Source organism: Streptomyces sp. Edi2, from assembly GCF_040253635.1.
In the GTDB taxonomy this organism is placed as follows: domain Bacteria; phylum Actinomycetota; class Actinomycetes; order Streptomycetales; family Streptomycetaceae; genus Streptomyces.
On the sequence record NZ_JBEJGX010000003.1, the window covers coordinates 7,765,366 to 7,778,562 of the forward strand.

The 13,197-nt window shown below is 67.7% G+C and carries 10 protein-coding genes, 1 tRNA gene and 1 pseudogene; 5 read left to right on the forward strand and 7 right to left on the reverse strand.

Going from position 1 to position 13,197, the window contains the following annotated elements; genetic code table 11:
* Positions 1–194: 194 nt before the first annotated feature.
* Positions 195–755, reverse strand: coding sequence for a cysteine hydrolase family protein (locus tag ABR737_RS37365; RefSeq protein WP_350255604.1), 561 nt, complete (start codon positions 753–755; stop codon positions 195–197).
* A gap of 497 nt (positions 756–1,252) precedes the next feature.
* Positions 1,253–1,879 (reverse strand): hypothetical protein, encoded by a 627-nt coding sequence (locus ABR737_RS37370; protein WP_350255605.1) that lies wholly within the window; start codon positions 1,877–1,879, stop codon positions 1,253–1,255.
* A 44-nt stretch (positions 1,880–1,923) separates the two neighbouring features.
* On the opposite strand from ABR737_RS37370, the gene ABR737_RS37375 reads away from it, so the two are divergent.
* Together ABR737_RS37375 and ABR737_RS37380 are read left to right on the forward strand one after the other, a co-directional pair.
* Entirely contained in the window at positions 1,924–2,301 is a 378-nt protein-coding gene (locus tag ABR737_RS37375; protein ID WP_350255606.1) for a chorismate mutase, read from the forward strand.
* Positions 2,302–2,670: 369 nt separating this feature from the next.
* On the forward strand, positions 2,671–4,266 hold the full coding sequence (locus tag ABR737_RS37380) for an aldehyde dehydrogenase family protein (RefSeq protein ID WP_350255607.1): 1,596 nt from the start codon (positions 2,671–2,673) through the stop codon (positions 4,264–4,266).
* Positions 4,267–4,393: 127 nt separating this feature from the next.
* Here the strand turns inward: ABR737_RS37380 and ABR737_RS37385 are convergent, their stop codons facing one another.
* Positions 4,394–5,701 carry a DUF2254 domain-containing protein gene (locus tag ABR737_RS37385; RefSeq protein ID WP_350257068.1) on the reverse strand — a complete coding sequence of 436 codons (1,308 nt, stop codon included), beginning with the start codon at positions 5,699–5,701 and terminating at the stop codon, positions 4,394–4,396.
* A gap of 132 nt (positions 5,702–5,833) precedes the next feature.
* Here ABR737_RS37385 and ABR737_RS37390 point away from each other — a divergent pair.
* Positions 5,834–5,918: transfer RNA gene (locus ABR737_RS37390), tRNA-Leu, on the forward strand.
* A gap of 734 nt (positions 5,919–6,652) precedes the next feature.
* On the opposite strand, the gene secY is transcribed toward ABR737_RS37390, so the two are convergent.
* The 3 genes from secY to ABR737_RS37405 form a co-directional block, all read right to left on the reverse strand.
* Positions 6,653–7,960, reverse strand: a complete 1,308-nt coding sequence (secY, locus tag ABR737_RS37395; protein WP_350257069.1) for a preprotein translocase subunit SecY — start codon at positions 7,958–7,960, stop codon at positions 6,653–6,655.
* Between the two features lie 769 nt (positions 7,961–8,729).
* The gene (locus ABR737_RS37400) at positions 8,730–9,233 is read right to left on the reverse strand and encodes a SigE family RNA polymerase sigma factor (RefSeq protein WP_350257070.1); all 504 of its coding nucleotides are present in this window, start codon (positions 9,231–9,233) and stop codon (positions 8,730–8,732) included.
* A gap of 419 nt (positions 9,234–9,652) precedes the next feature.
* Positions 9,653–10,405, reverse strand: a complete 753-nt coding sequence (locus tag ABR737_RS37405; protein ID WP_350255608.1) for a hypothetical protein — start codon at positions 10,403–10,405, stop codon at positions 9,653–9,655.
* Between the two features lie 727 nt (positions 10,406–11,132).
* On the opposite strand from ABR737_RS37405, the pseudogene ABR737_RS37410 reads away from it, so the two are divergent.
* Positions 11,133–11,399, forward strand: a pseudogene (locus ABR737_RS37410) (AfsR/SARP family transcriptional regulator); the annotation flags it as partial.
* A 6-nt stretch (positions 11,400–11,405) separates the two neighbouring features.
* Positions 11,406–11,927, forward strand: a complete 522-nt coding sequence (locus ABR737_RS37415; RefSeq protein ID WP_350257071.1) for an AfsR/SARP family transcriptional regulator — start codon at positions 11,406–11,408, stop codon at positions 11,925–11,927.
* A gap of 507 nt (positions 11,928–12,434) precedes the next feature.
* Here ABR737_RS37415 and ABR737_RS37420 read toward each other — a convergent pair.
* Positions 12,435–12,929, reverse strand: coding sequence for a MaoC family dehydratase (locus ABR737_RS37420; protein WP_350255609.1), 495 nt, complete (start codon positions 12,927–12,929; stop codon positions 12,435–12,437).
* Between the last annotated feature and the right edge of the window lie 268 nt (positions 12,930–13,197).

Sequence of the window (13,197 nt, forward strand, 5' to 3'; positions counted from 1 at the left end):
GGCGGCGACCTGGGTATGTGCCTGAATCGGGACCCTGGCAGCGCCGTGGACCCGGGGCCGGCCGAGCGCCGCGACCCATAAAGAGCGGCCCGGTGGCGGGTTCTGTGGGGGATCCCGCCACCGGGCGACCGCTTGAGGCAGGGGACTGCGCGGTCCATGCGCGGCGGCCGGAGCCCCCTCGCTCGGCGGGCCTCTTACGAGGTGAGGGCTTCCCGCCAGCCCTCGACGGTGACGACCTCCGCCCACTGCGGGAACAGCTTCCCGGTGAGGACCCGGTGCACCTCGGGGTCGGTGTCGAGGCAGGCATCCGCCAGGACGGTGAGGCCGAAGTCCAGGTCGTTGGCCTGGCACAGGGTGTGCAGCACGACACCGCTGGTGGCGATGCCGGTGAGAACAAGGCTGTCGATACCGCGAGCCCTGAGCACCAGATCGAGGTCGCTGCCCGAGAACGCGCTTCCCCTCCTCTTGGTGACCACGATCTCGCCGTGCCGGGGCGTGACGTCGGGGTGGATCTCGGTGCCGGGGCTGCCCTCGGTGAACAGGCCCTCGCGCACGGCGGAGGTGAGCACCTTGTTCCGCGTGCTGACGTCCGGTTGTCCCGGGCGCAGGCCGATGACCACGTAGATCACGGGGATGTCCGCCGCCCGGGCACCGTCGATCGCCCTGCGCAGGCGCGGCAGATATCCGGAGCCGTCGTCCACGAGATCCACGATGTCCCGTTGGACGTCCATCACGAGGAGGGCGCTGTTCGGCATGCTTGCGGTCCTTTCTTCACGGGGAACACCGCGAACACGGGGGAGCACGGGGCAGGAGCACGTCTCGGGGATGCGGCTGAGCTGCGGTGGGGCACATGCCGGGCTCGGACCGCAGTTCCGTACCGGATGTTCCGTACCGACAATTTCCGCACCGGCAGTTCCGCGAAGCCCCAGGTCAGCGGCGGGGACGACGGATCATATCGCCCAACGAGGCGGCTCCCACACGCCCTGCACAGCGCCGATCGACGGCACTTCCTGCGGCACCTCCCGCCACCGGACGCGGCCGCTCGTTGACCTTGCCCTTGGGAGAAGCCACAGCATCAGTGTCCCGGCTGAGGTGTCCGGTTGAGGAGGAGCAAGGATGAACATCGAGGTCCATCAGCTGCGTTACCGGGACCTGTTGCGCGAGGCCGACCACTACCGTCTCGCCGTCGAGGCCAGGAAGACCGAACCGACCGACCCGACCGACCCGCTGCCCCCTCGCCGGGGCCGTACCTCTACGACGCCCCGGGCCCGTCCGTCACGCGGGCGACGATCAGTGTCACGAAGTTGTCGGTCCAGCAGTCGGACTCTTTCGTCGCGACGTCAACACCGCATCCGGCACAGACGAGGTTGGGTCCGTCTTGGCCGGCGAGCCCGCAGCAACCACTGACGCGCCGTGGATCGGGGTGCAGCGTCGTCCCGGGAACGTCGTCCGGGTGAAGGATCAGAAGGCTGCTGTCGAAACTGACTTGGAAGTGTTCCGGGGCCATCCGAGGCGGAACGACCTCATGGCCCGACGTCCGTTCGGAAACCTTCCGTGGTTCTCCCGGCACCACTTCGCTGGTCAGAGGCTGCTGACAATGAGCACAGCAAAATATGGTCACCCGGCCATTCTCCTTGCCGCGCTGCCACCGATGAGCCGGTTCGCCGGCTTCCTCCGTCGCGCTCTCGTAGCCGCCACGACGATCAGCGGCCTCCCCTTCCACGCGTTGCCGGCCACTCCGGCCGGAACGGGCCCCCTCCGGTCCGAGCTGCGCGACCGGTCCGATCCGCGCGACCGGTCCGATCCGCGAGACCCGCCCGGCCGTCGGCCACCGGCCGGGTAATGTGCACCCGATCAAGACATCAGGCATCAGCAGCACGACACCGCACCAGGTACCGACCGATCACGAATGGCGAGACGCACATGAGCGAGGGGACAGCACCGGCGGCCGGCGAAGCGACCGCCGTCGCCGATGAAGCGGCCCGTGAACGGCTGAGCTATCTGCGCGGCAGCATCGACAACCTCGATGCCGCCCTGGTGCATCTGCTCGCCGAGCGCTTCAAGTGCACCCAGCAGGTCGGCGAGCTCAAGGCCCGGCACAGCCTGCCGCCCGCCGACCCGGCCCGCGAGGCCGCGCAGATCGAGCGGCTGCGCCGCTTGGCCGAGGACGCCAAGCTCGATCCGGCATTCGCCGAGAAGTTCCTCAACTTCATCATCGGGGAGGTCGTCCGCCACCACCGGGCGATCGCCGACCGTACGCAGGAGGGGACGGGGGAGCCGGCCGAGCCCGCAGCCGGCTGAGCCCGTACGCACCACCGATGAGGGTGGGCGGTGCCGCGCCGGCACCGCCCACCCTCATCGCGTACGCCGGGACGGTCTCGCGGCAGGCACCCCGGCCCTCTGCCGGAACTGTGCGCCGACCACGCCGTGTTGGTGCCGGCCGCCGGGAGTGCTCACGGTCCGCGGGAGGCCCGTGCCGCCGCCGGGGCCACGCGGTCGCCTCACCCCGCTGGCCCCGTCGCCCGCGCCGAGTGACACTCGCCATACCGGACGCCGGACCGTCCCGCGGTGCCACCCTGCCCACTACCGTCCAGTACACGGCTCCTCCGGGAGCCGCCCGAGCGCCATGACCCTGCCCCTCCGGCCGTGCACCGAGAGCGGAGACATCCGATGGCCCCCACCACCGAATCCACCTCGAACCCGCAGCGGAACGAGCACCCCGCGCCCGCCCCGACGCTCCTCCTCAAACCCGGAACGTCCTGGCAGGACGCCTGGCAGCGCAGCCTGGCCGCGGCCCCCGAGGCCTTCCGCGACGACCAGGCCCTCAACCTCTGGGCCGCCGCCTGGCATCCGGACGGTGACCCGCTGCCCGCCACCAGCCCCATCGACAACACCCCCATCGCAGGCCCGCCCCGCCTCGACGCGGACGCCGCGCTGCACGCCGTACGCGCCTGTCTCGACCAGCACCGGGCCTGGCGCCACGTCCCGTTGACCGAACGCAAGGCCCGGATCTCCGCCACCCTCGACGCGCTGACCGAACACCGCGAACTGCTCGCGCTGCTGCTCGTCTGGGAGATCGGCAAGCCCTGGAAGCTCGCGCAGGCCGATGTCGACCGCGCCATCGACGGCGTCCGCTGGTACGTCTCCGGGATCGACCGGATGCTCGCCGACCGCACGCCGCTGCCCGGCCCGGTCAGCAACATCGCCAGCTGGAACTACCCGATGTCGGTGCTGATCCACGCGATGCTCGTCCAGGCGCTGGCCGGCAACGCGGTGATCGCCAAGACCCCCACCGACGGCGGTCTGGTCTGTCTCACCCTCGCCTGCGCCCTGGCCGCCCGCGAGGGGGTCCCGGCCACTCTCGTCAGCGGCAGCGGCAAGGAGCTCTCGCCCGCCCTCGTCCGCTCGCCGGAAATCGGCTGTGTCTCCTTCGTCGGCGGCCGGGACACCGGTGCCCGCGTCGCCACCGCCGTCGCCGACCTCGGCAAACGCCACATCCTCGAACAGGAGGGCCTCAACACCTGGGGCATCTGGAACTACACCGACTGGCAGTCCCTGACCCCCCTGGTGCGCAAGACCTTCGACTACGCCAAGCAGCGCTGCACGGCCTACCCCCGCTTCGTCGTCCAGCGCGAGGCGTTCGCCGACTTCCTCGCCGCGTACCTCCCGGCCGTACGCAGCGTCCGGTTCGGCCACCCGCTGGCCGTCGCCGACCCCGCCGACCCGCTCCCCGAACTCGACTTCGGCCCGCTGATCAACGCCGCCAAGGCCAAGGAACTGGCCGACCTCACCACCGAGGCGATCTCCCGGGGCGCCGTTCCCCTGCACCGCGGCAGCCTCGCCGAGGGCCACTTCCTGCCCTCCCAGGACACCTCGGCGTACTTCCCGCCCACCACCCTCCTGGCCCCGCCCTCCTCCTCCCCGCTCCACCACGCCGAGCCCTTCGGCCCCGTCGACACCCTCGTGCTCGTCGACACCGAGGCCGAACTCCTCGCCGCCATGAACGCCAGCAACGGCGCCCTGGTCGCCAGCCTGTCCTGTGACGACAAGGACACCTACGACCGTCTCGCCCCGCAGATCCGGGCCTTCAAGGTCGGCCACGGCAAGCCCCGTTCCCGCGGCGACCGCGATGAGCTCTTCGGCGGCTTCGGCAACTCCTGGAGCGGCGCCTTCGTCGGCGGCGAACTCCTGGTCCGCGCGGTGACCGAGGGCCCGGCCGCCGAGCGGCTGCCCGGCAACTTCCCCGACTACCACCTGATGCCGTAGCCGCACAGCGCGCCCAGCCGGCCAGCGCGCCCAGCCCCACCGCCGCACCGCCACGACCCCCCGGACCGACCTGTCCCACCGGACCCGACCTGCCCCACCGGACCCGCCCTCCCCCTCCGGACTCGCCTTACCCGATCCCCTGCCGGTCGGGGTGCAGGGCGAACCGCCGGTCGGCGGCCGCCGGCACCGCACGCTCCACCGCCTGCAACAGGAGCGTGCGGTGCCGCAGCAGTGGCGCCTGCCGTCCCTCCGGCGCGAGCAGCAGGAGATCACCGATGCCCGCCACGATCCGCCGGGTCACCTGCGGACTGTGCGCCGCGGCCACCCGGACCTCGGTCAGCCCCAGGTCCACCAGATCCGTCCAGCCGGGAACGTTCTGCACCAGCCGCACCACCCCTCGGCGGTCCCGGTGGTGCACCGCTCCGAGCGGCCGCTGCACCACCGCCGCCAGAATCTGCACGATCCGGTCGAGGCACTGCACGGTCGTGGTCGGATCGTTCACCGCCGGCGACAGCGCCCGCAGCGCGATGTCCGACAGCTGCCGCAGCCCGAGCCCGAGATCCTGGTGAAAAGTGCGCTCCACGCCTACCGAGACCGTGTAGCGCAGCGCCCGCCGCGGCGGCGGCGCTCCGCCGTGCACCGCCAGTACCGGCGTCCCCGGCATCACGAAGTCACCGATCCGCGGGATCAGCCGCAGGACGACCCCCTGCCGCCGCGCCACCCGCACCAGCCGCGCCACATGCACATCCCGGACGACCCCGGCCCGGCCCTCATGCGGGATCCGCCCCGTCTCGGGCGCCAGACGAGCCCCGCCCTCCCCGCCTTCCCCACCCGTGCCCTGCCGCGCCAGCATCCGCAGCGCTTCCCGGGTGATCCGGTCGACCACCGGCCCCACCTGCATCAACCGCAAGGTGGCCGACACATAGGCGATGAACAGGATCAGGCTGAGCCCCACCAGCACCATCGTCATCAGGCTCTGCACCACGGGCACCGAGGTGACCTGCCGGGCATCGGTCTCGCTCTCGTACGAGGTGAGCACCAGCAGCGAGAAGAGGAAGGTCGCCAGGAAGACCGTGAGGGTGGTCTTGGTGATCCGGCTCCGGATGAAGATCCGCACCACCCGCGGTGTGAGCTGGCCGCTCGCCATCTGCACCGCGACCAGGGAGATGCTGAACACCACACCGATGAAGGTCATCATCGCCGAACTGATCGTGGTGACGATCGTCTTGGTGTCCTCGGCGATGGAGACCAGCTCCCTGACTGCCCCGTACGCATGCGCACCCTGCAGCCACTCGATGATCTTGAGATCGAGCGACGCCGCCGCCCACCACAGCAGCACCGCGCCCGCCAGCCCCGTGGCCGGCGCGAACCAGAAGGTGTCCCGCAGATGCTCCCGCAGCGGCGAGAGCGCCCGTGGCCTGCGGGGATCACTGATATGCGAGACATGTCCCTCATTGCCCATAATTCGAGGTTATGTGGCGGGCGGATACGCAGGTGAAAGGCACTCCGAAACCTTGGTATTGTTGTCCATGTCGCCGCGGGGAACGCCCCGCGAAGATCACACCTAGTCCGGGTGGCGGAATGGCAGACGCGCTAGCTTGAGGTGCTAGTGCCCTTTATCGGGCGTGGGGGTTCAAGTCCCCCCTCGGACACGTATCCCAAAATGCCTGGTCAGTGCACTGGCCAGGCATTTTGTATGAGGATTCGATCAAATAGCCGAAGCGGGGGTGCGCGAACTCCCGACGGAGCGGCGCGCTGACCTGGGGTTTCCCCCGGCAAGCGTATGGGGTTTATGTCGGGCGCATGTGGAGATCGTGTGCGCTTGGAGCTTGCTTCTCTGAAGCGTTAGGACCTGACCTGCACGGCTGCCCGCGGGCGTCGTCGGGGTTCCTATCGGTGCCCCAAGGACTGCGCGTCGAGTTCCGGCCTCCCTATCGGGCGTGGTCGGTGCGGCGCGCAACCTCGGATCCGGTCGATGGCCGGCAGTCGTAGTGGGGCGGACTTGAACCGGCCACCTCTTTGTCCCGAATGAAGTAAGGGCAAGATCCTTACCCGCGCGTTCTGGTGTCTGCCCAGGTCAGAGGGTTGGCATGGGTTGGTCTGGCGTGGTGTCGCAGAGGCTCCAGGAGAAGGTCTTCGCCCAGATTTCTCCCAGGGAGCCGAGGCCGGCTGTAGGCGCGGGGCGACTGTGGCTCGTCAGGGTTACCGAGACGCGGGCGCAGGCGCCGGATCTCTGCCTCTCGCGCACACCACTGTCGGCGGGATGTGGATTGCTCCGGCCACGGCAGCGGGCCGGTGCGGGGACGGCCGACAGGCAGGCGGATGCGCACCTTCTTCAGGGCGGGGACCTTGCCGGCCCCCGGGGGTCCGACGAGGACGATTCGCATCAGCGGAGGAACCCTTCGTAGTTGCGCTGCTGGAGCTGGCTCTCGATCTGCTTCACGGTCTCCAGGCCCACACTCACGATGATGAGGATGCTTGTCCCGCCGAACGGGAAGTTCTGGTTCGCGTGGAAAAGCACCAACTCCATTGTTGGTACGAGTGCGATCAGCCCCAGATACAGCGAGCCCGGCCACGTGATCCGGTTGAGCACGTAGCTGAGGTACTCGGCCGTCGGGCGACCAGCCCGGATACCCGGGATGAAGCCACCGTGCTTTTTCATGTTGTCGGCGACTTCTTCGGGGTTGAAGCTGATGGCCACGTAGAAGAAGGCGAAGAACACGATCAACAAGACGTACGCGGCGATGTAAACGGGGCGGTCTCCCTTGGTGAAGTTGGTGGCGATCCAAGTCGCCCATGCCGCCTTCGACTGGCTGAACTGTGCGATGAGCGCCGGGATGGAGAGCAGCGACGACGCGAAGATAACGGGAATCACACCTGCCTGGTTCACCTTGAGCGGGATGTAAGTGGACGTTCCGCCATAGGACCGGCGGCCGATCATCCGCTTCGCGTACTGCACCGGGATGCGCCGCTGGGCCTGCTCGACGAAGACCACCAGGGCGACCATCGCCAGGCCGACCGCGATGACGGCGAAGAACTCGATCCAGCCGTCGGCCAGCTCGCCGGTGAGCTTGATCTGCCACAGCGCACTCGGGAAGCGGGCGGCGATCGAGATGAACATCAGGATCGACATGCCGTTGCCGATGCCGCGGTCGGTGACCAGCTCACCGAGCCACATGGTCAGGCAGGTGCCGGCCGTCATGGTGATGACCATCGTGATGGTGGTGAATTCCGTGTCGTTGGGCACGATCTGGCGCGTGCAGCCCTGGAAGAGCGAACCGGCGCGGGCGGCGGTTACCAGGGCGGTGCCCTCCAGAGCGGCGAGCGCCACGGCCAGATAGCGGGTGTACTGGGTGATCTTCGCCTGGCCGGACTGGCCCTCTTTCTTGAGGGCTTCCAGCCGCGGGATCACCACGGTCAGCAGCTGGAGGATGATGCTCGCCGTGATGTACGGCATGATCCCCAGCGCGAAGATCGTGATCTGCAGCAGCGCACCACCGCTGAACATGTTCACCAGGCCGAACAACCCGCTGTTGGCGTGGGTCCGAGCCGTGCAGAACTCGACGTTCGCGTAGTTCACCCCTGGGACCGGGATGTGCACTCCGATCCGGTAGAGCACGATGATGCCCAGTGTGAACAGCAGCTTCTTGCGCAGGTCGGGCGTCTTGAACGCTCGGGCGAACGCGGTGAGCACGGTGCCTCCTGCGCCTCCCGCCACTTTTAGGGCCGGGAGGCGACGGTCTTGAGGATCGACGAATACGTAGCGGTTGTACTGTGCGGAGCTCGCCCGCACGGCGGGTTCCGAGGCAGGACCCCGTGGCCGACTTGGTTGCCCAGGGTGCGGTTCGCGCGCAAACGAAGTCGCCTTCTCCCTCTCGCCCAGCTGTACGGACACTGGGCTTCCGAACACACCCATCGGGACCGCTTGAACGCGGCCAGGGCGCTACCTGGCGGTCGAGGTTTGTGTCGGCGTCGGAGCCGGCTCGGCGGTTGAGGGACGGTACGGCATCGGCACTGGGCCGGTAGTTGAGGCGCAGGTCGGCATCGGAACCGGCTTGGGGGGTGATGTACGGCTGGGCATCGAAGGCTCGGAGGGCGAGGGGTGATACGGCATCGGCACCGGCCGGGTGGTTGACGTGCAGGTCGGCATCGGCGGCTTTGTGGCACCGGGCCTGGGGCGGGGTGTCGATGGCATCGGGACCGACTCGGCAGGGGTACCGGGGCGGCGCTGCGGGCCGGTGGGGCCGTCCTGAGCGAAGGAACTTGGCAGCACCATCAGTCCGACTCCGAGCCCCGCAACGGTCAGCACGGATCCGGTGGCCGTCCAGGCCGCTCGAGCCCGCCGGCGTGCGCGAACGCCGGCGTGCAGTCGGTCTCGGTGCCGGTCCTCATAGAGCGTGTCCTCCTGGCTGTCGCGCATCATCCGTGCCAGCTCCTGCTCGAAGTGATCCATAGCTCCCTCTTCACTCCACCGGCTCTGCCTCAGCCAGAAGCTGACGCAACCGTGCAACGCCGCGGGTCGTCAGAGAACGGGCGGTACCCACCGGACAGCCCAGCACCTCCGCGACATCCCGCTCGGGCAGGTCCTGGTAGTAGCGCAGCACCACCGCAGCCCGCTGCCGCGCCGGCAGCAACGCCAACACGGCCTCCAACCGGGTCTGCTCGTCCACGGCAGCGGTCTCATCTGCCACCTCGGGCGGGTCGGGCAGCTGGTCCACAGGGTGCTCGCCCCACCAGCGACGCCGTGCCGAGCGAGCCGCAGTACGGGCCAAGACCCGGCGCACATACGCCTCGGGCGCCCCCTTGGCCACCTTTGGCCAGGCAAACCACAGTTTGACGAGCGCTTCCTGCAGCAGATCCTCGGCCCGGTGCCGGTCTCCACCGGTGAACAGCCGCGCCAGGTGAAGCAGCGCCGACCACCGAGCCGCCACGAACCGGTCGAACTCATCGGCCCGCAACTGCCCCATCAGCGTCACCCCCTCACCTCAACACGCCCCTACACCCTCAATAAAGGCACTGGCCCCTGCACCGCTATGCACCCCCGACAAGTGACATGGCTCACGCATGCCATCCCGGCCGTGCCCACGGCGACGTGTCTGGATCGGCGGCGGCAGCTCGGACGGGAGGTTTGCGGGTGGTGGACGAGTAAGTCCGAATGCCTGCGGGCCCGTACACCCCGAGGACCAGGACGCGAAGACTGCCGACGAGGTACGCAACGCGTGGAACGCCTAGCACCCGAATATCCCGCTGACCGTGTTGAGCAGCCGGACACGCTCGCTGACCCGGCCGATCGTGGACCACCTGCGCGCCGCCCCCGCGGGGACGGTCCCACCCAGCCTCCAGTCAGGGCCGGGCAGGGCGCCGAGCCGTTCCGAGATCGGCTGGCTTACGGGCCTGGCGGTGTCACCTCTGCCACAGCGGTGCGCAGCTGGGGGGCATTCGGGGCATCGGGGTGATGGGCGAGCCAGCGCTGGGCCAGGCGGGTGGCTGTCTTCTTCTGGTCCGCGGACAGATTCGGAATCCTGAGGAGATCCTCGACAACCACGTGCGCTTTGTAATGCGTGCAGTGGAGTGTCAGCCAATGGAGAGTGACATCGACCGCGCGTGCCTGCCGGGTTCCGTCGAGAGCGGGATGGCGTAGCAGGCCAGAGAGCACAGGGCGCACCTTGGTGCCCTTTCGGTGTTCCAGAAACCGCAGAGCGATGTCGATGCCGGCTCGCCCCTGCTGTTGCGTCAGATCGGTACGGGTGAGGAGAGAAGCCAGAACAGCACGTTGTGCCTTGCCGGTATGGGCGGCCAACCGCTGAATGCCCAGGTCGGCAACCGTCCGGGCCTGCGCTGCGGTAAGCCCCTCAAGCTGGCTGAGCAAGGTGGCGAGGAGGGCATCGTCGTCGGGGTGTGCCGACAACTGGGCCAGCCCCAGCCGCAGGGCCGACTGGCGCTGCTCGGCGGTCAACTCCTCCTCTCTCAGCACGGGGTTGAGTACGATGGCGAACGCCGGGTGGTCGTCGTTGGTGTCCAGCCAGTCAAAGGCATGGGCGACGATGGAGCGGGTCTGCTCGGGGCCGAGCCGGTCACGACTTAGCAGGAGGCGCTGCAGCACGGTCGGCGTGGACGGACCATTCGGCTGGTCGGCCACCTGATCGATGAGTCCGCGTGACGTTCGCCAGCCGTGCGGGCGAGTGGTTCATTCCGGTCAAGCGCTTGAGCAGTTCGGCAGTGTTGGGCCAATCCTCCGCCGGGCGTTCCCACGTCAGGATTCGCCTCCTCGCGAGCCCTCTGCCCGGGACGTGACCGGCGGGATTGCCCGTCCTGTGGTCGTGCCGGAGCGGCGCACCGTCCGGGTGTGGTGAAGATGAGTGCATCTCCGTCGGTGATCGTTCGCGGCATGGACCGCACCCAAGAACTTTTGCGGGACGGCTCTTAGCTTTTCGCTTCCACTGACTCCCGAACTCGTCGGCGCGGGCGAGCGGGCCTGACCATAAAGCGCCACTAAAGCCTCTCTAAAGTAATGACGGGAGAGGGTGCGTTCCGGTTCGGTCGGAAGCGAATTAATTTGCTTCAATTTTAATTACTGGCCGATATTTGATCGCGAGCCCGTCCGTCCTCCAGACGACGATCTGTGAAGTGCTGAGTTGCGGCAACCGGCAGTTACGGGCGATGTGAAGCATATCCCTATATAGGAGATTTTAGCGGGCTTGGTATACGCGCATTATATCTGAACCTCTGTGTGTTCATGTGGACGTCGTGCGAATAATAAGCTTGACGTCTCCCCGAGGCTTCGCTCATCATATTCGGGAATTCGCCCTCGGTGTAATGTGGCGGTAAACGGGAAGGGTTTCGGGAATCGAATGAGCGGGGGGTAAATGAGATTTCGGATTCTTGGCCCATTAGAGGTGGCAAACGATCGTGATGAAGGGGTAACGCCACAGGCGCTCAAGCTTCGATCACTCCTGGCTGCTCTGTGTGTTCATGCTGACCGCGTCGTACCCACGCAGCGTCTCATCAACGCTCTTTGGGCGGGGGCGCCTCCGCGTACGGCCTCCACTGCCCTCCAGGTATATATTTCGAAACTGCGGAGACACTTCGGAAATCTGGGCGCCGGTTCCTCGATCATCGTCACCCAGTCGCCAGGATATGTGCTCCGACTCAAGCATCATTCGCTGGACTTGAGGCATTTTGATTCCACGGTCCTCCAGGCGCGTGAGGCTCTGGGTGCCGGCCTTCCGCGCGAAGCCGCACAGCTGCTCTCCGAGGCGACCCAACTGTGGAACGGCCCGGCGCTCGCGGATGTGAGGGCCACTCCCATCCTTAACGGTTACGCGCGGCAATTGGAAGAGAGGCGCAATGCCACGTATGAGCGGCGTCTGGAGCTGGAACTCGGACTCGGTCGACACAGTGAACTGAATGGCGAGTTATACGGACTCGTGCACGATCATCCGATGCGGGAGAACCTGCACGCTTACCTTATGATCGCTCTTTATCGAAGCGGGCGGATTCGAGAATGCCTGAAGGCTTACAGCAACATCAGACAGGCCCTCGTCGAGGAAATAGGAGTGGAACCAGGTGCCCTGCTGCGGAACCTGCACCGTGCAGTCCTCAGCAGGGAAGCCCGGCTCGACGACCCCGGCCAAGGCCTGTTGACCTCCTCCCCGTCCTGATCCTGTCGGTCGGCGGATGGACGCCGATCGAGCCTCGCTTTGGCACGCTATGAGGTAATCGCTACCTACGGATTGCTACCTGCGGATTGCTACCTACGGTCGGTCGGGGCTGCGAGCGGCGCCCTCACTGCTACTCCGGTGGAGACGGAGCCGTCAGGCAACCAGCGCGGGGCGTCACTCCTGGCCCCGGCGATGATCGCTGGAGGGGCGGAGGGGCGGAGGGGCGAGCGGCTGGGGGACGTGCTTTTCGATGAGGACGAAAATCCAGCCGAGCGCGACGACGAGGGCGGCCGGCCCGGCGCTGCGGGGGCGAGCGGCCCGCAGGCGCCTTGGCGGTCGGGGCTTCCCATGCGGCCCGCAGTTACGCTGTCAGTTCGAGACGGTTCAATCCGCGTACGGCCGCCTGAACACAAGTGGTGTAGGTGCTGTGTTGACCCGGGCGGTTGAGCCGGCTCGCTTCTCACCTCCGATCCGGGAGCAGATTCAGCAGACACCCGTCGGGCGGGTTCAGTCGCCCGTGGTGCGGCGACGCAGGAAGTTCAGCACGGTGGCCTTGAAGACGGGTTCGCCCACCGGGTCGAGCAGCTCGGCGAGCGAGCGGACGAGCCCGCGATCGGGCTTGGAGCTCGAGGCCTTGGCCTCCAGTACGGTGACGCGAAGGGTCAGTACGTCGCCCGGGCGGACGGGGCGCAGCCAGCGCAGCTCGTCCGCCCCGGGGCCACCCAGGCTCGCCACGCTGGACAGGTAGTGCCGGGCGAACAGCCGCATCATCAGCGCCGCGGTCTGCCAACCGCTCGCGATCAGGCCGCCGAACGGCCCGTCGGCCGCGGCGACCGGATCGACGTGGAAGAACTGCGGGTCGTATTCCTTGGCGAACTCGACGATTTGCCTCTCGTCGACGGTCGCGGTGCCGAACACATAAGTCGAACCCGGCACGTAGTCTTCGAAGTAGCGCTGGTCGATCGGGGTGGTCAACAACTGCTCCTCGGTGGCCTGAACCATACCGCTGTGATTCCTTCCCTGTGTCGACTCTGAACGCGGGCAGTCTAGGGGTCTTCCCCAGAAGTTGTGTCGGCCACTGGGCCATTTCAGATCCTCTCGTCCGCAGGGCTGCGGAGTTGACCCGAGGTCTGCGCGAGATGAAGGCAAGCGCGCAGTGCGTGCCGGCGGACGGCACCGCGGCGGAGTGTGACCCGGTCGACGACGGCCGCGGCGACACAGGCAGGGGTAATTTCGTTGGGCAGGTCTTCGGTGTGGGCCGGGCGGGAGT